21 protein-coding genes are annotated in these 20,216 nt (G+C 44.0%); all 21 read left to right on the top strand.

The window, feature by feature from the left end; genetic code table 11:
* Window positions 1–188 precede the first annotated feature (188 nt).
* The 21 genes from HNR53_RS18695 to HNR53_RS18795 all read left to right on the top strand — a co-directional run bounded on the left by HNR53_RS18695 (window position 189) and on the right by HNR53_RS18795 (window position 20,214).
* Window positions 189–2,546: a S8 family serine peptidase gene (locus HNR53_RS18695; RefSeq protein ID WP_281391859.1), complete on the top strand. Its 2,358-nt coding sequence runs from the start codon at window positions 189–191 to the stop codon at window positions 2,544–2,546.
* A 557-nt stretch (window positions 2,547–3,103) separates the two neighbouring features.
* Window positions 3,104–3,325 (top strand): AtpZ/AtpI family protein, encoded by a 222-nt coding sequence (locus tag HNR53_RS18700; protein ID WP_184528886.1) that lies wholly within the window; start codon window positions 3,104–3,106, stop codon window positions 3,323–3,325.
* 3 nt (window positions 3,326–3,328) lie between these two features.
* Window positions 3,329–3,706 carry an ATP synthase subunit I gene (locus tag HNR53_RS18705; RefSeq protein ID WP_184528888.1) on the top strand — a complete coding sequence of 126 codons (378 nt, stop codon included), beginning with the start codon at window positions 3,329–3,331 and terminating at the stop codon, window positions 3,704–3,706.
* A gap of 23 nt (window positions 3,707–3,729) precedes the next feature.
* Window positions 3,730–4,443 (top strand): F0F1 ATP synthase subunit A, encoded by a 714-nt coding sequence (gene atpB, locus HNR53_RS18710; RefSeq protein ID WP_184528890.1) that lies wholly within the window; start codon window positions 3,730–3,732, stop codon window positions 4,441–4,443.
* Window positions 4,444–4,506: 63 nt separating this feature from the next.
* Window positions 4,507–4,719: a F0F1 ATP synthase subunit C gene (atpE, locus tag HNR53_RS18715; protein WP_184528892.1), complete on the top strand. Its 213-nt coding sequence runs from the start codon at window positions 4,507–4,509 to the stop codon at window positions 4,717–4,719.
* A 127-nt stretch (window positions 4,720–4,846) separates the two neighbouring features.
* Window positions 4,847–5,377 (top strand): F0F1 ATP synthase subunit B, encoded by a 531-nt coding sequence (gene atpF / locus HNR53_RS18720; RefSeq protein ID WP_184528894.1) that lies wholly within the window; start codon window positions 4,847–4,849, stop codon window positions 5,375–5,377.
* Complete coding sequence (locus HNR53_RS18725; protein ID WP_184528896.1) at window positions 5,374–5,910, top strand: F0F1 ATP synthase subunit delta; 537 nt, start codon at window positions 5,374–5,376, stop codon at window positions 5,908–5,910. Before atpF ends, HNR53_RS18725 begins: the two co-directional genes overlap by 4 nt.
* Before the next feature lie 15 nt (window positions 5,911–5,925).
* On the top strand, window positions 5,926–7,434 hold the full coding sequence (gene atpA / locus HNR53_RS18730) for a F0F1 ATP synthase subunit alpha (RefSeq protein ID WP_184528898.1): 1,509 nt from the start codon (window positions 5,926–5,928) through the stop codon (window positions 7,432–7,434).
* 57 nt (window positions 7,435–7,491) lie between these two features.
* Window positions 7,492–8,352: an ATP synthase F1 subunit gamma gene (gene atpG, locus HNR53_RS18735; RefSeq protein WP_184528900.1), complete on the top strand. Its 861-nt coding sequence runs from the start codon at window positions 7,492–7,494 to the stop codon at window positions 8,350–8,352.
* Window positions 8,353–8,457: 105 nt separating this feature from the next.
* Complete coding sequence (atpD, locus tag HNR53_RS18740) at window positions 8,458–9,861, top strand: F0F1 ATP synthase subunit beta (protein ID WP_184528902.1); 1,404 nt, start codon at window positions 8,458–8,460, stop codon at window positions 9,859–9,861.
* A 22-nt stretch (window positions 9,862–9,883) separates the two neighbouring features.
* Window positions 9,884–10,288 carry a F0F1 ATP synthase subunit epsilon gene (locus HNR53_RS18745; RefSeq protein ID WP_184528904.1) on the top strand — a complete coding sequence of 135 codons (405 nt, stop codon included), beginning with the start codon at window positions 9,884–9,886 and terminating at the stop codon, window positions 10,286–10,288.
* Between the two features lie 979 nt (window positions 10,289–11,267).
* A complete protein-coding gene (locus HNR53_RS18750; protein WP_343065358.1) occupies window positions 11,268–11,642 on the top strand; it encodes an NADH-quinone oxidoreductase subunit A in 375 nt (124 codons plus the stop codon).
* Window positions 11,633–12,145 (top strand): NuoB/complex I 20 kDa subunit family protein, encoded by a 513-nt coding sequence (locus tag HNR53_RS18755; protein WP_184528908.1) that lies wholly within the window; start codon window positions 11,633–11,635, stop codon window positions 12,143–12,145. Before HNR53_RS18750 ends, HNR53_RS18755 begins: the two co-directional genes overlap by 10 nt.
* Window positions 12,146–12,149: 4 nt before the next feature.
* Window positions 12,150–13,322 carry an NADH-quinone oxidoreductase subunit C gene (locus tag HNR53_RS18760; RefSeq protein ID WP_184528910.1) on the top strand — a complete coding sequence of 391 codons (1,173 nt, stop codon included), beginning with the start codon at window positions 12,150–12,152 and terminating at the stop codon, window positions 13,320–13,322.
* Window positions 13,323–13,325: 3 nt separating this feature from the next.
* Window positions 13,326–14,426, top strand: coding sequence for an NADH-quinone oxidoreductase subunit D (locus HNR53_RS18765; RefSeq protein ID WP_184528912.1), 1,101 nt, complete (start codon window positions 13,326–13,328; stop codon window positions 14,424–14,426).
* On the top strand, window positions 14,426–15,433 hold the full coding sequence (gene nuoH / locus HNR53_RS18770) for an NADH-quinone oxidoreductase subunit NuoH (protein ID WP_184528914.1): 1,008 nt from the start codon (window positions 14,426–14,428) through the stop codon (window positions 15,431–15,433). The genes HNR53_RS18765 and nuoH overlap by 1 nt, the downstream gene beginning before the upstream one ends.
* A 43-nt stretch (window positions 15,434–15,476) precedes the next feature.
* On the top strand, window positions 15,477–15,896 hold the full coding sequence (gene nuoI, locus HNR53_RS18775) for an NADH-quinone oxidoreductase subunit NuoI (protein ID WP_184528916.1): 420 nt from the start codon (window positions 15,477–15,479) through the stop codon (window positions 15,894–15,896).
* Window positions 15,893–16,402, top strand: a complete 510-nt coding sequence (locus HNR53_RS18780; RefSeq protein WP_184528918.1) for an NADH-quinone oxidoreductase subunit J — start codon at window positions 15,893–15,895, stop codon at window positions 16,400–16,402. Before nuoI ends, HNR53_RS18780 begins: the two co-directional genes overlap by 4 nt.
* Window positions 16,403–16,404: 2 nt before the next feature.
* Entirely contained in the window at window positions 16,405–16,719 is a 315-nt protein-coding gene (gene nuoK / locus HNR53_RS18785; protein ID WP_184528920.1) for an NADH-quinone oxidoreductase subunit NuoK, read from the top strand.
* Window positions 16,720–16,837: 118 nt separating this feature from the next.
* Window positions 16,838–18,709, top strand: a complete 1,872-nt coding sequence (nuoL, locus tag HNR53_RS18790; RefSeq protein ID WP_184528922.1) for an NADH-quinone oxidoreductase subunit L — start codon at window positions 16,838–16,840, stop codon at window positions 18,707–18,709.
* Entirely contained in the window at window positions 18,706–20,214 is a 1,509-nt protein-coding gene (locus HNR53_RS18795) for an NADH-quinone oxidoreductase subunit M (protein ID WP_184528924.1), read from the top strand. Before nuoL ends, HNR53_RS18795 begins: the two co-directional genes overlap by 4 nt.
* Window positions 20,215–20,216: the final 2 nt, after the last annotated feature.

A 20,216-nucleotide genomic window follows, 5' to 3' on the forward strand; every position in this document is an offset into this window, starting at 1 on the left:
CGTTTAGTGAGTAAAAAGACTGTCTTTTCTTAGGAAGGTGCTGCTCAGGATCTGCTGAAGGGAACAGTCTTTTTTTTTGATAATAATATAGAAATAACTCTGCGGATTGCGCTGGCATTGGTAATCTGTGCCACCTGCATACCCCTATCAAATTAAGCAAAACCTATCGAAAAGGGGGTTTTGCTTTTATGAAACGGATCATTCACTTTGTCCTTCTTCTTATTTTATCTTCCTTATTCACTGGGGTAGACCATGTTCCGCTAGACGCAATTCCCATGAATCGCGTCTCAGCCGGTACGGTGCAAATCTCGGACGCGGCACGAATGCAAACCGCAGCGGCCGCCATCCCGCCGCTCCCAAAACCTGACAGCCGCGAGGAACAAATCGCCATAGCCATAACTGACAAGAATGTGACAGCTGCTGAGGTACAACAAATCATGCAAAAATATCCAAACATCAGCGTAAGAAAAATATTCAGCCATGCCTTAAACGGGTTCTCTGTTCAGGGACCGGCAGCCTCACTGCAAAGACTGGCGCAAAATGAAGCGGTCAACACGGTCACGATTGTCAACCAATACGGAACAGTTCAGCCGCCGGCCACGCCAGCTTCCCCAGTCGCCGCCGGCAGCTTTATCACCAATCAATACCAAAACCATGCAGCGGACAACATGGAACTCATAGGGGCAACAGAGGCCCGCGGGATCCTCAATAGGAAATGGACCGGTAAAGGTGTGAAGATTGGCGTCATTGATACAGGAGTCGACTACAGCCACGCTGACTTGAAAAATAATTACCGCGGCGGACATGATGTGGTAGACGGCGATGTCGACCCGATGGAGACGAGAGGGGTATTCGGCCAGGAAACGCTGCACGGCACCCATGTGGCTGGGATTATCGCGGCAAACGGCCAGATGAAGGGGGTGGCTCCGGAGGCATCCATTTATGCCTATCGTGCTCTCGGCCCTGGAGGAGCCGGCACTTCTGAGCAGATTATAGCGGCAATTGAGCAGGCGATCCGTGACAAAGTCGATATTATCAACCTATCACTTGGTACAAATATCAACGGTCCGGACCTGCCGTTAAGTCTGGCTCTGGATAAAGCGGTAGAGCAGGGCATTACCGCTGTCACCTCCTCAGGAAACTCCGGTCCGAACATCTGGACAGTCGGAACACCAGGAACGGCTTCCAAAGCCATTTCCGTGGGTGCTTCCACTCCGACGCTGAAAATTCCCTACATCATGGACAGGGAGGGGGAGCGGATCAAGCTGGAACCGATGCAGGGCTCTATTTCCTGGGATTTAAACCGTGAATATGAACTGATAGACGGAGGAATTGGCAGAATGGACGAACTCAAAGACTCCAGAGGGAAAATTGTTTTAATGGAGCGGGGAAGTCTTACTTTTTCGGAAAAAGTAAAGAATGCCGCTGATGCCGGTGCCGTTGCCGCCATTATTTATAACAACACAAAGGGTCCTTTGCTCGGAAACCTTGAACAGGTAAGTCCGATTCCGATCATGGGCATCAGCAAAAAAGAGGGAAAACGGCTCCTCAAGGAAATTGAGGAAGGGGATGCCCATATCAACACGATCGTTATGGAGGAAAGGGATGAGCTCGCCGAGTTCAGCTCGCGGGGGCCTGTGACATCATCGTGGGAAATTAAACCTGATGTCCTTGCCCCGGGGGTGGCGATTCAAAGCACGGTTCCCGGGGGTTATATCCCACTCGCGGGAACCTCAATGGCATCCCCGCATGTGGCCGGTGCTGCGGCGCTGATAAAAGAGGCCCATCCGGACTGGGACCCGGAAAAAATTAAAGCTGCACTGATGAACTATGCCCAGCCGCTTCGGAATAAGGAAGGAGAGCTGTATCGTACATATGAACAGGGTGCCGGCAGAATTCGGCTGCAGGAGGCGCTGGAGGCGGACGTGCTGGCTTACCCGGCATCCCTCCAGTTCGGCCGCTTTCAAACAAGCGATATACAGCATGTGCACAGTGCCAAAATGACCATTGAAAATTTAAGCGGAGAGGAGAAATCTTTTTCCATTACAGGTCCGAAGCAGAAATCAGGACTACTCTGGCGTATCCCTTTGCCTTTTACTCTTCAGGCTGGTGAAAAGAAGACAGTAGAAATTCAGCTTTCAGCAGATCCGCTTAGGTTAAAGGAAAAAATTCAGGATGGGGCATTCATCATTCACACGGGAGGAAGGGACATCCGCATTCCCTATCTTTTCGTGCTGGAGGAACCCGATTACCCTAGGGTTATGGGATTTGACTTCGGAGCAGGCGATCGACCCGGGACTTACCGCTATGAAGTTTATCTGCCTGGCGGTGCGGATGAGTTTGGTATTGCCCTGTTTGAACCGGATACGCACCGTTTTATTCAATTTCTCGACTGGAAGCGGAACGTCGCGAAAGGGTTACTGGAGCAGGAACTTCATTCAGAGCAGATGCCGGACGAAGGGTTCTATCTCGTAAAGGTTTTTGCGCGAAAGTCAGGAAAGGAGGATATGCTCGACACATTTCTTTCATATTATATTCACAGTTAATAAACCTAAAAATGGGGTATAATAAAGCATCGTTCGATATAGCCAAATAATAAGTGGGAATTTCACCCATAAATTAGACGGCATATTAGTATAACCTTTTTAAAGAACAGGAACGAGATTTACTGGGATTGTCTATGATCTGTATCACTGCACAATCGAAGGGGGGTGTTCCTCTATTCCCGGAGCAGTCAATGTGACAAAAATCACCGAACTCAAGACCTTTATAGCGCCAATAAAACTGACTAAACTACAAAATGTTACAAACTTGTGAACGTAAGGCGACCTTAATATGTCGAATTTTCAAAACAAACACATTGACATTGCTAAAGTGCTATTGTATGCTATTCAAGGGTATAATGAGAGGGTTTTCAGATAAATTCCAATGGGTTGTCGAAATTTTTTGAAAACATCATTCCCCAAGCCACGAAATTATTCTTTCTTTTCTTTGAGCAAAAGATAACATTCACTCTTCATCACAAATCAAAAAAATGTTATCCTAATGAAGTAACTTGTATCCATCATGTCTCACGATCACGATCACAAAAAAAGGTGGTTTAATGAGTCGCAATCGTCATCCGTTAAAAGCGTACGCTCTCATGTCTGCAATTGTATCGCAGCTGGTCGGCTCCATTTTAGCCGGGATTTTTTTGGGGAGATGGATTGACAGTCATACAGGTACGGAACCGCTATTTCTCATTATAGGAATGCTTTTGGGATTAGGTACAGGCATCTATGCCATGCTGCGCTTAGTGCGGCAATTTTATTCGGGAGAGCAGTAGATAATGACTGAATTGTCGGAAGTGTATGCTAGACAACGGAAATACATATTCTTTATATTGGCGATTTTGGTGCTCGGCTGGGGTTTCACCGATTACCAAACCATTTTTTTAGGGCTCATTCTTGGTACAGCCATAAGTCTCTTTAATTTATGGAATCTGGCCAGAAGAACTGAAAAATTTGGCGAAGCAGTAGTTAAGGGCGGGAGGAAAAAACGATCGCTTGGTATGTTCACGCGTATGGCAGCAAGCATAGCGGGGGTTATCATTGCGATGGAGTTTCCTGAGTATTTCCATGTCCTTAGTGTGGTTATTGGATTAATGGCAGCTTATATTGTCATTATGATAGATTCATTTTTACAGCTTTTTAATGTACATAAGTAGCAAAGGAAGAGAGGTGAAAACTGATGGAACATGGAGAACCAATAGTTAAATTTTTAGGACTATATTTTAACTTAGCAAATGTAATGATGATTACCATTGCGAGTGCGATTGTTTTCCTCATTGCAGTCATTTCCACCCGCAGCCTAGCCATGAAACCAACCGGATTCCAAAACTTCTTTGAATGGGTGATGGATTTCGTCAAAGGAATTATTAACAGCACAATGGATTGGCGCGATGGCGGACGATTCCATATACTAGGAATCACAATCATTTTGTATATTTTTGTCTCGAACATGCTGGGTCTTCCGTTTGCCATTGTATTAAATGGAGATTTATGGTGGAAATCACCAACAGCAGATCCGATTGTTACTTTAACACTGGCCGTTATGGTAGTGGGGTTATCACATTATTATGGTGTGAAACAATTAGGACCAAAAGCATATGGAAAAACATTTTTCAGCCCAATGAAATTCTTATTCCCATTGAAAATTATCGAAGAATTTGCGAATACATTAACGTTAGGTCTGCGGCTTTACGGGAATATTTATGCCGGTGAATTATTGCTTTCGTTATTAGCTGGAGGGTTAGCTTGGACAGGCTGGCTCGGATTTATCGGGGCGATTCCATTAACATTAGCTTGGCAAGGCTTCTCAATCTTTGTTGGTACTATCCAGGCATATATCTTTACAATGTTAACAATGGTTTATTTGTCACACAAAGTGAGTCATGACCATTAAAATAAAACTTGTTCTATATTAATGAACAATAAAATTGAAGACAATACAGGGAGGAACATAGAAATGAATCTTATAGCAGCAGCAATTGCAATCGGTTTAGCAGCGGTAGGCGCTGGTATTGGTAACGGTTTAATCGTAGGTCGTACAGTAGAAGGAATCGCTCGTCAACCAGAAGCACGCGGTCTTCTTCAAACTACAATGTTCATCGGGGTTGCGTTAGTAGAAGCATTACCGATCATCGGGGTAGTTATCGCATTCATGGTTCTAAACAAATAATAGTACGAAACAAACTTAGTGGCGAAGAAGCTAATAACAACTTCGCCATTCCTTTATGCCTTATTAATGAGTTCAAAAGATAGATACTATTGTTTTTTCTACGTTTCGCGAAGGGAGTGAATCAAGGGTGTTAACAAGTTCATTTGTATTAGGTTCAGCTGAAGCTGCTCATAAAGCGATTAATGCTGGGGATGCCGTATTCCAGCTTGTTATGTTTCTTATTTTGTTAGCATTACTTAAAAAGTTCGCATGGGGCCCGTTAATGGGAATCATGAAACAACGTGAAGATCATATTGCAAATGAAATTAATGAAGCCGAGAACAACCGTGTAGAAGCGCAAAAGCTTTTGGATGAACAGCGTAATCTGTTAAAAGAAGCGCGTCAGGAAGCGCAAAACTTAATTGAAAACGCTAAGAAACAAGGCGATGTGCAGCGTGATGAAATCATCAAAACAGCTCGTGCGGAGTCTGATCGTCTAAAAGAACAAGCGAAGATCGAAATCGAACAACAAAAGGAAAATGCTGTTGCCGCTATCCGCGAGCAAGTGGCTTCCTTATCTGTACTAATAGCTTCTAAAGTGATTGAAAAGGAACTAAATGCCAAGGATCAAGAGAAGCTTATTAATGAATATATCCAAGAGGCAGGAGAAGACCGATGAACGTCTCTACAGTAGCGAAACGCTATGCATTGGCTCTTTTCCAGCTGGCAAAAGAGAAACAACTTCTTAACCAAATGGAAGCAGAGCTTCGTATAGTAAAAGAAGTCACAGAAAAGAATCCGGATTTATTTGCGGTATTGAAGTCGCCAAAGCTTTCCAAGGCGGACAAGAAAAAGCTCGTTGAAACAGCTTTTTCCGGCTTAAATCCATTTGTCTTAAATCTGTTAAAGCTTTTAATTGACCGCCATCGTCAAAGCGAAATTGACGCAGTGGCTGATGAATTTATTGGGCTTGTAAATGAAGAAAATGGTGTTGCTGCAGCAACTATTACTTCGGTTCGTGCGTTGACAGAAGAGGAGAGCAAAGCACTATCCTCCTCGTTTGCAGCTAAAGTAGGTAAAAAATCTCTAAAAATTGAAAATATCGTTGATTCCAAATTACTCGGAGGCTTAAAAGTGCGCATCGGAAACCGTATTTTCGATGGCAGTCTGCAAGGCAAGCTCGAACGTTTGGAACGTCAATTGTTACGCTAGATAGGGGGGAATCTCATGAGCATCAATGCTGAAGAAATCAGTGCGCTGATAAAAAAGCAAATTGAAAATTATCAAGCGGAAATTCAAGTGAGTGATGTAGGTACGGTTATTGAGATTGGTGACGGTATCGCACGTGCTCATGGCCTCGACAATGCCATGGCTGGAGAGCTTCTTGAATTTTCAAACGGCGTTATGGGGTTAGCACAAAACCTTGAAGAAAATAACGTCGGTATCGTTATTTTAGGACCATATTCAGAGATTCGTGAGGGCGATGAAGTTCGCCGTACAGGACGTATCATGGAGGTTCCAGTAGGGGAAGAATTAATCGGACGTGTCGTGAACCCGCTTGGACAGCCAGTAGACGGATTAGGTCCAATTAATACAACAAAAACTCGTCCAATTGAACAAGTAGCATCAGGCGTTATGGCTCGTAAATCTGTACACGAACCATTACAAACAGGTATTAAAGCGATCGATGCCCTTGTACCAGTCGGACGCGGACAACGTGAGTTAATCATCGGTGACCGTCAAACAGGTAAAACATCTGTTGCCATCGATACAATCATCAACCAAAAAGGCCAAGATATGATTTGTATCTACGTAGCCATCGGACAAAAAGAATCAACTGTCCGCGGTACAGTAGAAACATTGCGTAAATTTGGCGCATTAGATTATACAATCGTCGTGACTGCATCTGCATCACAACCAGCTCCATTATTATACTTAGCTCCATATGCCGGCGTTTCAATGGCAGAAGAATTCATGTACAATGGCAAGCACGTTTTAATCGTATATGATGATTTAACAAAGCAGGCATCTGCTTATCGTGAATTATCATTATTGCTTCGCCGTCCTCCAGGTCGTGAAGCCTATCCAGGGGATGTATTCTATCTTCACAGCCGCCTTTTAGAGCGTGCTGCGAAATTAAGTGATGCGTTGGGTGCTGGTTCTATTACTGCACTTCCATTTATCGAAACACAAGCAGGGGACGTTTCTGCTTATATTCCAACAAACGTAATTTCCATTACAGACGGACAGATCTTCTTACAATCTGACTTGTTCTTCTCCGGTGTTCGTCCGGCGATCAACGCAGGTTTATCTGTATCCCGTGTTGGAGGATCTGCGCAAATTAAAGCGATGAAGAAGGTTGCCGGTACACTGCGTCTAGACTTGGCGTCATACCGTGAGCTTGAATCATTTGCTCAATTTGGTTCGGACCTTGATAAAGCAACAAAAGCTAAATTAGACCGTGGTGCTCGTACCGTTGAAGTGTTAAAACAAGACTTGAACAAGCCGATCTCGGTTGAGAAACAAGTAGCAATTCTTTACGCTTTAACAAAGGGTTTCTTAGATGATATTCCAGTAAAAGATATTCGTCGCTTCGAAGGTGAATATTACATTTGGTTAGATGCGAACCGTAAAGAATTATTAGACCATATCGCAACAACAAAAGAGCTTCCTTCTGACGACGATTTTGCTGCTGCGATCAACGACTTCAAGAAAACTTTCGCAGTTTCTGAGTAAAAAATCGTTAAATTTTGATTATGACTTTTAAGGCTTTAGCAAGGGTGGTGAGAACCTGTGGCATCTTTACGCGATATTAAAAATCGGATTACGGCAACAAGCAAGATGAGTAAAATTACGAAAGCGATGCAGATGATGTCAGCTGCAAAAATGACTAAGGCTGAACAAAATGCAAAATCTTTCGTTCCTTATATGGAAAAGATTCAAGAGGTAACAACCTCTGTAGCACTTGGAAGCAAGGGTGCAGCGCATCCAATGTTAAAATCCCGTCCGGTCAAGAAAACGGCTTATATCGTTATCACTTCAGACCGCGGACTTGCAGGGGCATTTAACAGTAACGTGCTTCGTGCGGTCAGCCAGGCGATCCTCGAGCGTCATAAATCAACAGATGAATACGTGATCATTGCTCTTGGTCGTGTCGCACGTGACTTCTTTGTGAAAAAAGGCGCCAATGTCATTCTTGATGTGATTGGTCTGCACGATCAGCCTGCTTTTACGGACATAAATAACTTTACATCGAAAGCCGTTGGCATGTTCTCGGATGAGACATTTGATGAACTGTATATTTATTACAGCCATTATGTCAATGCGATTAAATATGATGTAACAGAGAAAAAGCTTCTTCCATTCGCGGATATGTCAGCAGAGGGCGCTAAATTAACTTCTTATGAATTTGAGCCATCTGCAGAAGAAATCCTCGATGTATTGCTGCCGCAATATGCAGAAAGCTTGATTTATGGGGCATTGTTAGACAGTAAAGCAAGTGAACACGCGGCGCGGATGACAGCGATGAAGGCTGCTACGGATAATGCAAATGATATTATTAGTACGCTGTCTTTGAGCTACAACCGTGCACGTCAGGCTGCGATTACGCAGGAAATTACGGAAATCGTAGGCGGAGCCGCTGCGCTTGAGTAGGATAGAACCGTGAAAAGGTACTAAATAATAGAGCCGGACTAATACCCGGCCTCTCGATAAAGATAAGTTCGGAAAAGCTTTAACAGAACTATAGGAGGAAAAAACATGAACAAAGGACATGTCGTTCAGGTTATGGGTCCGGTTGTTGACGTTAAGTTTCCAAGTGGTCAACTTCCAGAACTTAATAACGCATTAAGAATCGACGCCCATGTAGGCAACGTAGATCTTAAATTAACACTTGAAGTTGCGCTGCATTTAGGTGACGATACCGTTCGTACTATTGCCATGACTTCAACTGACGGGGTTACCCGCGGAATTGAAGTAACTGACACAGGTGCGCCAATTTCTGTACCGGTTGGAGATGCAACACTTGGACGTGTATTCAACGTACTAGGTGAAGTAATCGACCTTAAAGAAGAAGTTCCAGCAAGCGTTCGCCGTGATCCGATTCACAGGGAAGCGCCGACATTTGAACAACTATCTACAGAAGTAGAAATTCTTGAAACAGGTATTAAAGTAGTAGACCTTCTTGCTCCATACATTAAAGGGGGAAAAATCGGTCTATTCGGTGGTGCCGGTGTAGGTAAAACCGTATTAATTCAAGAATTAATCAACAATATCGCGCAAGAGCATAGTGGTATCTCTGTATTCGCCGGCGTTGGTGAGCGTACACGTGAAGGAAATGACTTATTCTGGGAAATGACAGAATCAGGCGTTATCAAGCAGACAGCCATGGTATTCGGACAAATGAACGAACCTCCTGGTGCTCGTATGCGTGTAGCCTTAACTGGATTAACTATGGCGGAATATTTCCGTGATGAGCAAGGACAAGACGTGTTATTGTTCATTGATAACATCTTCCGTTTCACGCAAGCAGGTTCTGAGGTTTCTGCGCTATTAGGCCGTATGCCTTCTGCCGTAGGTTACCAACCGACACTTGCTACTGAAATGGGTAGATTACAAGAACGTATCACATCTACAAATAAAGGATCTGTTACATCTATCCAAGCGATTTACGTACCAGCCGATGACTATACTGACCCGGCTCCGGCGACAACATTCGCCCACTTAGATGCAACAACAAACCTTGAACGTAAATTATCTGAGATGGGTATCTATCCTGCGGTGGACCCTCTTGCATCAACATCTCGTGCGCTTTCTCCTGACATCGTTGGGGAAGAACACTATGAAGTTGCACGTCAAGTACAACAAACATTACAAAAATACCGTGAATTACAAGATATCATTGCGATGTTAGGAATGGATGAGCTTTCTGACGAAGATAAGCTGACCGTAGCACGTGCCCGTCGTATTCAAAACTTCTTATCACAAAACTTCCACGTGGCTGAACAATTTACAGGACAACCGGGATCATATGTACCTGTAAAAGAAACAGTTCGCGGATTCAAAGAAATCCTTGAAGGAAAATATGATGATCTTCCAGAAGATGCATTCCGTCTTGTTGGTAGAATTGAAGAAGTAGTGGAAAAAGCGAAACAAATGGCATAATTTCGGACCAGGAGGTTAAAAAATGAAGGCATTTACTGTCAATGTTGTTACTCCTGATGGCCCAGTGTTTGATTCGGAAGTGGAAATGATCATTGCCAAGGCCAAAAGCGGTGAGCTTGGTATAATGGCTGGACATATCCCTTTGGTTGCCCCATTAGAAATTGGTGCCGTCCGTCTGAAAAATGGGGGTAATACTGAACTTGTAGCAGTAAGCGGCGGTCTTTTAGAAGTCCGTCCCGAAAAAGTAACGATTTTAGCTCAGGCCGCTGAAATTGCAGAGAAAATCGATGTAGAACGCGCTTTGGCAGCCAAAGAACGTGCTGAACGCCGTCTGAATGAAATGAAACAAGATACCCTTGATTTTAAACGTGCAGAGCTTGCTCTGCAGCGTGCCCTTAACCGTATTTCGGTTTCTGGCAAAAAGTAATATAGTAAACACCTTCCTTACGGGAGGTGTTTATTTTTTTTACTATATCTTTAGAATGAACAAACTCCTGTATATGCTATTATGGCAAAATATGTAATTTGTGAAATGACAGATTCTCGACACCATACGCCCATTGTCAGCCGCTCCATAACGACAAATTCCTACAAATGTCTACAATTATTTCCCAAGAAATAATAAATCCGAATAATAATCTGCTGCCATAGTTGCCTAGTTTAGTAGAACACGAATATTAATGTTCATTTTGTTATACAACAAAAGTCATATTTAACCTGCCTTCTCTTTATTTCTATATCTAATGGAAAATGAAACTTCTGTACACACACATCTGAATATTTGCTTTTTAGTTCTTAGGTACAAAGCCGCAAATTATTTTTTTAAAGATGCTAAATCAATTCTTTATATGTTACAACTTTATGATAAAATACTTATGGCGGGTTCTGATTATGGATAAGAGGATAAGGCTGGTTTGAATCATGTGAAGGAGCGCTGCTTATAAAAAAGATAAATCACCCTATAACCTGTTCGGGTATAGGATTTGTAATGCAAGAAAAGGGGGGTTGTTATCCGGACTAGAAAAAAATGGCACTTAAATAGAAAATAGAGTAACCACTTATGAAAATCCTCTATCGCTGAGTAAGAAATGCTTATTCTTATTATGATCCGAAAGATCCTGCATATATATACTTAAACGGGTTTCATTGTCCATTTTATCGTTGATTCTTCCTGTGAATGATGTTGTTCCAGGGGATTGCAACGCTCATATTGGGCATAGTAAATCGTGCCCAGCAAATGCAAAATAAAGGGCAAAAGCACTTTTTTGACAATGAAATTTCCTTGAAGAATTAACTCAATTCACTTTGAAGTCAACAGTCGACACAAAATTGTAACAGTGCTATAATGATTACGGTTACAAAATTGAATGTTTTGGAAATTTTTAATAGAATTGGAGGGATTTGGCGTGGAACTTTTAAATTTATACCAAAATAATTATATGGTAGTGGCAATATTTCTAATTCTCGGAATATTACTCCCTGTCGTAGCATTAACTTTTGGTAGATTACTGAGGCCGCACAAGCCTGAAGAAGCTAAGTACACGACCTACGAAAGTGGTATTGAACCATTCCATGATTCCAGGATTCAATTCAATTTAGGGTATTATATTTTTGCATTAATGTTCGTTATTTTTGATGTTGAAACAATCTTTTTGTATCCTTGGGCTGTTGCTTATGACAAACTGGGAATTTTTGCACTGATCGAAATGCTAATCTTTGTCATTATGCTTGTCATTGGACTAGTGTATGCATGGAAGAAGAAGGTGTTAAAATGGAGCTAAAAACAAACGAGTTTACACCAGAGGAAATGGAAGAGATTAAGCGTAATGTGTTTATGTCTAATCTCGAATCGATTAAAGGCTGGGCGAGAAGTAAGTCATTATGGCCTTTATCATTCGGGCTGGCTTGTTGTGCCATTGAAATGATGGCGACAGGAGGAGCCCATTATGATTTTGACAGATTCGGAACAATATTTCGTGCCTCGCCGCGTCAATCCGATGTCATGATTGTAGCAGGGACAGTAACTAAGAAAATGGCACCCATTTTGCGGCGTTTATATGATCAAATGCCAGAGCCGAAATGGGTCATTGCTATGGGTTCCTGCGCAACTGCCGGAGGTCCGTATGTTCATTCGTATTCGGTAGTCAAAGGGGTCGACCAAGTGGTCCCTGTTGATGTGTATATACCTGGATGCCCACCAAACCCGGCGGCGCTCATTTATGGAGTGAATAAATTAAAGGAACAAATCCGCTATGAGGCAAAAACCGGGAAGAAGGTGAAGTAGGCAAATGAGCGGGGAAAAGGATTTAGCACAATTAAAGAAAGATGCTGCCGCAAAGGCAAAGGCTGAAGCGCTTTCAAGGTTAGAAAATGGCGCACCTGCTGCAAAAGACGCTGACGTAGCTGCTAAAAAGGCAGAAGCTGCAGCAGCTGCTAAAGCGGCCGCAGCAGCGAAAGCCAAAGCCAAAGCTTCCGTGGCTGAGAAGGAAAAGGACACAGAAGGAACAGAGGCAGTTGGGGAAGACCGCGCAAGTGAGAAAGCGAAAGCGGCTGCAGCGGCAAAAGCAAAAGCAGCTGCCGCCGCGAAGGCGAAAGCAGCAGCAGCGGCAAAGATGCAGGCAGCCGAAGGATCGGAGCCGGCAAGCGAAACGGACGCCGCAAGTGAGAAAGCGAAAGCGGCGGCCGCCGCAAAAGCAAAAGCAGCTGCCGCCGCAAAGGCGAAAGCCGCAGCTGCAGCAAAAGCTAATGCTGGGGCAGGAGCGGGCGCGGATAGCGACAGTGAGAAAGCGAAGGCGAAAGCAGCCGCCGCGGCAAAAGCGAAAGCAGCCGCTGCCGCGAAGGCTAAGGCACAAGCTGGCACAGATGGTGATGCCGAAAGCGAGAAAGCGAAAGCTATTGCTGCCGCAAAAGCAAAAGCCGCAGCAGCAGCAAAAGCGAAAGCCGCTGTCGGAGGCACGGAAGTCTCTAAAGCAGCTGAGGAAAAGAAACCATCGCCAAATCAGCCTTATTTAGATAAATACGTAAAAGTCATTGAGGATCATCTGGGAAAAGACGTCCTTGAGGACAACTATATTAATGAAATTTCTAAGGATGTACCGACGCTTGTGGTGAAAAAGGAATCCTACTACAAAACAGCAGAATTTCTGAAATATAACGAACAGCTTGGTTTTGACTATTTATCAGAAATACACGGAACCGATTTTCAAACACATATGGAAGTGTATGTACACCTGTATTCTTATAAAAATCATCAGTCAGTAGCCCTTAAAGTGAAGATTGACCGGGAGCAGCCTGTCATTGATTCACTCGTACCGCTATGGCCTGGGGCAGACTGGCCTGAATGCGAAGCCTATGATTTGCTGGGCATTCAATTTAACGGACATCCAAACTTACATCGGATTATGCTGGGAGAAGACTGGGTCGGTCATCCTCTCAGAAAAGATTACGATGTGGAGGTGTAGACGGTGATAAGAACAGAGGAAATGATATTAAACGTAGGACCTCAGCATCCAAGTACGCATGGAGTATTCCGCCTGGTTATTAAAATCGATGGGGAAATCATCAAAGAAGCACAACCGGTCATTGGCTACTTGCATCGGGGTACTGAAAAAATAGCAGAAAACCTTCAGTATACACAAATCATCCCTTATACAGATCGGATGGATTACATTTCAGCGATGACGAATAACTATGTAATCTGTCATGCGGTAGAAACGATTGCAGGCATCGAAGTGCCGGAGCGCGCAGAGTATTTGCGCGTCATCGCTATGGAGCTGAACCGGGTTGCCAGCCACCTTGTCTGGTGGGGGACGTATTTGTTGGACCTTGGGGCAACAAGCCCGTTTATCTATGCATTCCGAGAACGTGAAATGATCCTCAATCTATTTAATGAGCTTTGCGGGGCACGGATGACATTTAACTATATGCGTGTCGGCGGCGTTAAATGGGATGCACCTGAAGGCTGGATTGAAAAAGTAAGAGATTTCGTTCCTTATATGCGCGAACAGCTGAAGGGCTATCATCAGCTCGTTACAGGAAATGAGATTTTCCTTAACCGCGTAAAAGGCATCGGCACATATACGAAGGAAGACGCTTTAGCCTATTCATTAAGCGGAGCAAATCTCCGCTGCACAGGGGTTAAGTGGGATTTACGTAAAGATGAGCCATATTCCATCTACGACCGCTTTGATTTTGATGTACCGGTATTTGATACAGGTGATGCTTGGGCCCGTTACCAATGCCGGATGGCGGAAATTGAAGAGTCGCTGAAAATCGTTGAGCAGGCAGTTGCTCAATTCCCGGCAGATGGTCCGATTTTGGCTAAAGTTCCAAAGATTATTAAAGCACCTAAAGGGGAGACCTACGTCAGAATCGAGTCTCCTAGGGGAGAAATTGGCTGCTATATTGCCAGTGACGGCAAAAAAGAACCGTATCGCTTGAAATTCAGACGTCCGTCATTCTATAACCTGCAAATTCTCACTAAATTGATCGAAGGAGAAAATATCTCAAACCTGATTGCTATTTTAGGGGCGATTGATATTATCCTTGGGGAGGTTGACGGATAATGATCAATGAGTTGCTGCGTTCAAGCCCTAGTTTAGGACATTTTGGAATCTTCTTTTTACTGACTGTAATATTTTTATTCGTTATCTTAGGATTTGTATGTTATGCCGTTTTAGCAGAACGGAAGGTGATGGGTTTTATCCAATTGCGAAAAGGACCGGATCAGCTCGGAGGCCGCTGGGGACTGTTGCAGACGGCCGCTGACGTTCTAAAGCTGTTACTTAAAGAGGATATTATACCAAAGCTTGCTGACCGTCCGTTATTTATTATCGCACCGGTTCTTGCCTTTGCTCCATCCTTTATAGTCCTTGCCGCTATACCGTTTACGGAAAATCTGAAATTCGCTGATATCGGAGTCGGTCTGCTTTATTATATTGCGGTATCCGGTATCACGATCCTTGGGATTGTAACAGCAGGATGGGCATCAAACAATAAATACTCACTGCTTGGCGGAATACGGGGCGCTGCACAGATGATTTCCTACGAAATTCCGCTTGTCATGTCTGTTATCGGCTTGATCATGATGACAGGAAGCTTGAATTTAACGGATATTGTTCATGCGCAGGAAAATGTTTGGTTTATGTTTTCCCAGCCAATTGCCTTTATAGTCTTTATGATTGCAGCAAATGCTGAATTAAACCGGACGCCATTTGACCTGCCTGAGTCTGAAAGTGAGCTCGTTGCCGGTTACAATACCGAATACTCCGGATTCCGTTATGCCTTCTTTATGCTGGCGGAGTACGTGTATTTGTTTGCCATGTCGGCATTAGCAACCGTATTATTCTTTGGCGGCTGGCAGCCGGTGATATTCCTTGACTTTATCCCAGGTGCTGTCTGGTTTGCCTTGAAATTTAGTGTTGTTCTTTTCTTCTGGCTGTGGCTGCGTGCAACATTTCCGCGTGTCCGTGACGACCAGTTGATGGAGTTTGGCTGGAAGGTACTCCTGCCAGTGGCTTTGGCAAATATCTTCCTGACTGCTGTCATCAAAGAAATCATCAACTTGTTCTAAATGCGTGAGGGGAGTGTTCCCCTAAAATTTGAGAGGTGATCAAATGTTTGGCTTGATGAAAGGATTAGGCTACACGATAAAAAATTTGACACGTGAAAAAGTAACCTATGATTATCCGAATAAGCCGATACCGCTTCCGGATCGCTTTCGGGGAATTCAAAAATTTAATCCGGAAAAATGCATCGTCTGCAACCAGTGTGCCAACATTTGTCCGACTGGCTGCATTCAATTGACAGGGAAGAAGCATCCCGACCCGGAGAAAAAAGGAAAAGTGATCGACACATACAATATCAATTTTGAAATTTGTATCTTGTGTGATCTCTGTACAGAGGTCTGCCCGACAGAAGCCATTGTGATGTCGAATAACTTTGAGTTAGCGGAATATACCCGCGGCAAGCTTTATAAAGATATTGAATGGCTTGACCATAATGATCAGAATGTTCGGCAGGTGAATAAACCATGACAGGAGAGTTTCTTGCTTTTATCCTGCTGGCGTTAATCGCCATCACAGGCGGCGTATTGCTGCTTAATTTATCGAAAGTTGTGCACATGGTCATGGCACTCGTTGCCACGTTCTTGAGCATAGCAGGAATTTACATCCTGCTCTCAGCAGAATTTCTCGCCTTTGTCCAAGTCCTGATTTATTCAGGTGCGATTACGATTATCATGCTGTTTGGGATTATGCTGACCAAGCATGATGATAAAGAAGATGTATCACCAGGAAGATTAAAAAAACTGCTGCTATTCCTTGGGATAGCCGGATTTGGCATTGTCTTCTATATGGGGATTTACAATCTTGGTTTCTCAGGCACAGCGGAGGACCTGCATATCAATAACACAGCACAAATTGGTACTGCGATTTATACAAAATACATTATTCCATTTGAATTAGCATCTGTTGTGCTGTTAGTAGCACTAATCGGAGCCATTATTTTAGCGAAAAAAGAACCTGAAGAGGAGGCTGAATAATCATGAGTTCTGTACCTCTTTCGGCGTATCTGGCTCTGGCCTTAATCTTGTTCTGCATCGGTCTTTACGGGGCGCTCACGAAACGCAATACGATCATCGTGTTAATTTCAATTGAGCTTATGCTCAACGCCGTGAATATTAACCTGGTGGCATTTAGTAAACTCGGACCTGTTCCATCCATTACAGGTCAAATCTTTGCCTTATTCGGTATGGCAATCGCGGCGGCAGAGGTAGCAGTCGGAATTGCCATCCTCATCGCACTCTACCATAACCGCAAAACGGTTAAGATCGATGAAATGAACACCATGAAACATTAATAGTGCTTGAATTAAAAAAGGAATTCATGAACAGACTAGCGTGATTTGCCCCGGGAGCCGCGTGCTTAACGGACGAATCACCTATCGTGCTAAGAATTCAAAAGGGGATCTGATATTAATGGAGAGTGCATGGCTGATACCGCTTTTCCCGCTATTATCGTTTCTCATCCTCACGATTTTCGGCAAAAAGCTTAAAGAGGCGAGTTCCTATATTGCGATTCTGCTCGCTTTTTCTTCCTTTATCTACTCATTGCTGGTGCTGTTCGACCGCTTTACCGCACCAACATATAAGGCAGAGGCTGCCTGGCTGAAAATAGGGGATATAACCATTACCGCGGGATTTGAAGTTAATCAATTAAATGCATTAATGCTAGTGATCGTTTCACTCGTCAGCTTTCTAGTTCATACCTATTCAAAAGGGTATATGAAAGGTGATGACCGTTTCTCTGTTTTCTATGCTTATTTAGGTCTTTTCACATTTGCCATGCTCGGTCTTGTGCTATCGCCAAACCTGCTGCAGACGTATATGTTCTGGGAATTGGTTGGTCTTGGTTCCTTCCTCTTAATTGGGTTCTATTTTTACAAGGAAGAAGCAAAGGCAGCGGCAAAGAAAGCCTTTATTATGACGCGGATCGGGGATGTTGGCCTTTTGATCGGAATGATTCTCTTATTCTGGCAGGTAGGCAGCTTCGAATATGATGAAATTTTTAAAGCTGTCGCAGCAAATGTCATCTCACCCGGCATGATTACGTTAACAGCACTGTTGATTTTTGTTGGTGCTGTTGGGAAATCAGGTCAATTTCCGCTTCACTCATGGCTGCCGGACGCCATGGAAGGTCCAACGCCGGTATCTGCATTAATCCACGCCGCAACAATGGTTGCAGCGGGTGTTTACTTAGTAGCGGCGCTGTTCCCGCTTTTTACAGCAAGCAAAACCGCTTTGCTTGTCGTGGCAACTATCGGCGGATTTACCGCAATATTTGCTGCCAGCATCGGGATTGTCCAAACGGATATTAAACGGGTGTTAGCCTACTCGACTGTGAGCCAGCTTGGTTACATGATGCTTGCTCTTGGTTCTGCCGGTTATGTCGCAGGGGTTTTCCACCTGACAACACATGCCTTCTTCAAGGCATTACTGTTCCTCGCTGCAGGTTCAGTGATTCATGCTGTCCATACTCAGGATATTAATGAAATGGGCGGTCTTTGGAAAAAAATGCGCTTCACCGCGCCGCTGTTCTTAATTGGAACAATGGCGATCAGCGGTGTCCCGTTATTCTCAGGATTTTTCAGTAAAGACGAAATTTTAGTGGCCACATGGAATGCAGGACATCCGCTTCTATTTATCCTGGGAGTCGTTACCGCATTCATGACGGCATTTTATATGTTCCGCCTGTTCTTCCTCGTCTTCACAGGCAAAACGCGCGGACAGATGCACAATGTTCACGAATCACCTTCCGTGATGACCATGCCAATGATGGTGCTTGGCGTATTGGCGGTTATTGCCGGTTATATCAATACACCTTGGTTCGGAACATTCCTTGGCGACTGGTTAGTTTCGGGGAACCAGCAGCTGATCGAGGCAAGTGGACATGGTCATGGCCACGAAGGTTCAACATGGATCATGATCACAGCAACCGTTGTTTCATTGCTTGGTATTTATGTTGCATGGCTGGTATACGGGAAAAAATCAATTTCCCGCGATATCAAAATGCCTGCGCTATATGGAACTTTATACAATAAATACTATATCGACGAGATTTATCAATACATCATTGTAACACCAATGAAAGCCTTCAGCCTGTTCCTGCAATACATTGAAACCTTCCTTGTCGAGGGAGTGATGAAGGCCGTGATTGGTATTACTGAAGGTTTTGCCCGCTTAGGGTCTAAGTTCCAAAACGGACAAACTCAGGTCTATGGAGCAGTGGCATTTGTCGGCTTAGCAGTTCTCGTTGTAATTTATGCTTTAACAGGGGGGTACTTAAAATGAGTTTTCTATCCTTCTTAGTCTTTTCCCCTCTGATTGGGATTTTGCTTTTGCTATTCGTTCCGAGAACGAAAGAAAACACGATTAAATTTCTCGGTGTTTTAGCAACACTGCCAGCACTTGTGATGGCCCTCATTGCTTTTTTCCAGTACCGGAGAGGCTTTGATCTAACCCAATTACAAGAAAGTGCAGACTGGATTGCTTTTAAAAATCCAATCGCTTACGGCGATTTATTTACGATTAAATATGAACTCGGCGTCGACGGACTATCGCTTGTGTTAGTGCTGTTGACTGCTGTCGTCGCGGCACTGGCTGCGATTGCATCGATTCATATTAAAAAGGAATGGAAAGGATACTTCATGCTGTTCCTGATTCTTGAAGTCGGGATGCTCGGTGTATTTAGCGCCGGAAACTTAGTATTATTCTTCCTATTCTTTGAAGTAACTTTAATTCCAACCTTCTTCCTGATTGGAAAATGGGGTTATTTTGAAAAAGAAAAAGCCGCTTTCAGCTTTTTAATCTATAACGGCTTAGGCTCAGCGATTCTCTTAATTGTTTTGATCGTGTTATTTGCCCGCACCGGTACGTCTAATATTGAAGTACTGCGCTCGCTTATGGCATCTGACGCACCGCAGCTTGTAGCACCAATATCTGAAGGGTTAAAAATGGGGCTGTTTATTGCCTTGATGATTGCCTTTGGTGTGAAGCTGCCGATTCTGCCATTGCACAGCTGGATGGTCAAAGTGCACGTACAGGCACCGCCGTCCGTTGTTATGATTCACTCAGGGATTCTGCTTAAAATCGGGGCATACGGAATAATCAGATTTGGTCTTGGCATTTTTCCGGAGCAATTCGCTAAAGTTGCCGGCCTGATTGCCCTCCTAGGAGTCATCAACCTGTTATACGGGGCATTCCTAGCCTTTATTCAGGATGATCTGAAAAAAGTACTGGCCTATTCGTCCATTTCCCATATGGGGATCGTTCTCATCGGACTTGGAGCACTAAACGAATCAGGGATCCAAGGGGCGATTTTCCAAGTCGTATCACACGGCTTAATCTCAGCACTGCTCTTCTTCTTAGTCAGTGTACTTTATGAACGCACGCAGACGACCGAGATTCAAAACCTTGGCGGCATGGCAAAAGGAATGCCGATTACCGCCGGATTTTTACTGGCTGCAGGGATGGCCTCATTGGGTCTGCCGGGAATGTCAGGATTCGTCAGCGAATTCATGTCTTTTGTTGGTTTGTTTAAAGAAATGCCGGTTCTCGCCGCAGTGGGGGCGATTGGGATCATCATAACCGCCGTCTACTTATTGCGCGCCATTCTGAATATTACGTATGGCCTGGCGCACCGGGAATGGGTCGGAACCACCGATATGCAGCCTTTGGAATACGTGCCGGCTGTTGTGCTGACCGCATTCATTGTGCTGATCGGGGTAGCGCCGAATCTGTTAGGCGAACCGATTCAAGCAACGATTGAAGTCTTAATGCACGGGATAGGAGGGTGATG

This window comes from Bacillus benzoevorans, from assembly GCF_014207535.1.
Classification (GTDB): domain Bacteria; phylum Bacillota; class Bacilli; order Bacillales; family Cytobacillaceae; genus Bacillus_BD; species Bacillus_BD benzoevorans.

What these genes read in the sequence shown, in the direction of transcription:
- HNR53_RS18795 (WP_184528924.1), top strand. Translation starts at nt 18,706, where the DNA reads ATGAGTTTTCTATCCTTCTTAGTCTTTTCCCCTCTGATTGGGATTTTG.
- HNR53_RS18760 (WP_184528910.1), top strand. Translation starts at nt 12,150, where the DNA reads ATGAGCGGGGAAAAGGATTTAGCACAATTAAAGAAAGATGCTGCCGCA.
- nuoI (WP_184528916.1), top strand. Translation starts at nt 15,477, where the DNA reads ATGTTTGGCTTGATGAAAGGATTAGGCTACACGATAAAAAATTTGACA.
- HNR53_RS18725 (WP_184528896.1), top strand. Translation starts at nt 5,374, where the DNA reads ATGAACGTCTCTACAGTAGCGAAACGCTATGCATTGGCTCTTTTCCAG.
- HNR53_RS18755 (WP_184528908.1), top strand. Translation starts at nt 11,633, where the DNA reads ATGGAGCTAAAAACAAACGAGTTTACACCAGAGGAAATGGAAGAGATT.
- HNR53_RS18700 (WP_184528886.1), top strand. Translation starts at nt 3,104, where the DNA reads ATGAGTCGCAATCGTCATCCGTTAAAAGCGTACGCTCTCATGTCTGCA.
- HNR53_RS18780 (WP_184528918.1), top strand. Translation starts at nt 15,893, where the DNA reads ATGACAGGAGAGTTTCTTGCTTTTATCCTGCTGGCGTTAATCGCCATC.
- HNR53_RS18745 (WP_184528904.1), top strand. Translation starts at nt 9,884, where the DNA reads ATGAAGGCATTTACTGTCAATGTTGTTACTCCTGATGGCCCAGTGTTT.
- nuoK (WP_184528920.1), top strand. Translation starts at nt 16,405, where the DNA reads ATGAGTTCTGTACCTCTTTCGGCGTATCTGGCTCTGGCCTTAATCTTG.
- atpB (WP_184528890.1), top strand. Translation starts at nt 3,730, where the DNA reads ATGGAACATGGAGAACCAATAGTTAAATTTTTAGGACTATATTTTAAC.
- nuoL (WP_184528922.1), top strand. Translation starts at nt 16,838, where the DNA reads ATGGAGAGTGCATGGCTGATACCGCTTTTCCCGCTATTATCGTTTCTC.
- atpA (WP_184528898.1), top strand. Translation starts at nt 5,926, where the DNA reads ATGAGCATCAATGCTGAAGAAATCAGTGCGCTGATAAAAAAGCAAATT.
- HNR53_RS18695 (WP_281391859.1), top strand. Translation starts at nt 189, where the DNA reads ATGAAACGGATCATTCACTTTGTCCTTCTTCTTATTTTATCTTCCTTA.
- atpD (WP_184528902.1), top strand. Translation starts at nt 8,458, where the DNA reads ATGAACAAAGGACATGTCGTTCAGGTTATGGGTCCGGTTGTTGACGTT.
- atpE (WP_184528892.1), top strand. Translation starts at nt 4,507, where the DNA reads ATGAATCTTATAGCAGCAGCAATTGCAATCGGTTTAGCAGCGGTAGGC.
- nuoH (WP_184528914.1), top strand. Translation starts at nt 14,426, where the DNA reads ATGATCAATGAGTTGCTGCGTTCAAGCCCTAGTTTAGGACATTTTGGA.
- HNR53_RS18705 (WP_184528888.1), top strand. Translation starts at nt 3,329, where the DNA reads ATGACTGAATTGTCGGAAGTGTATGCTAGACAACGGAAATACATATTC.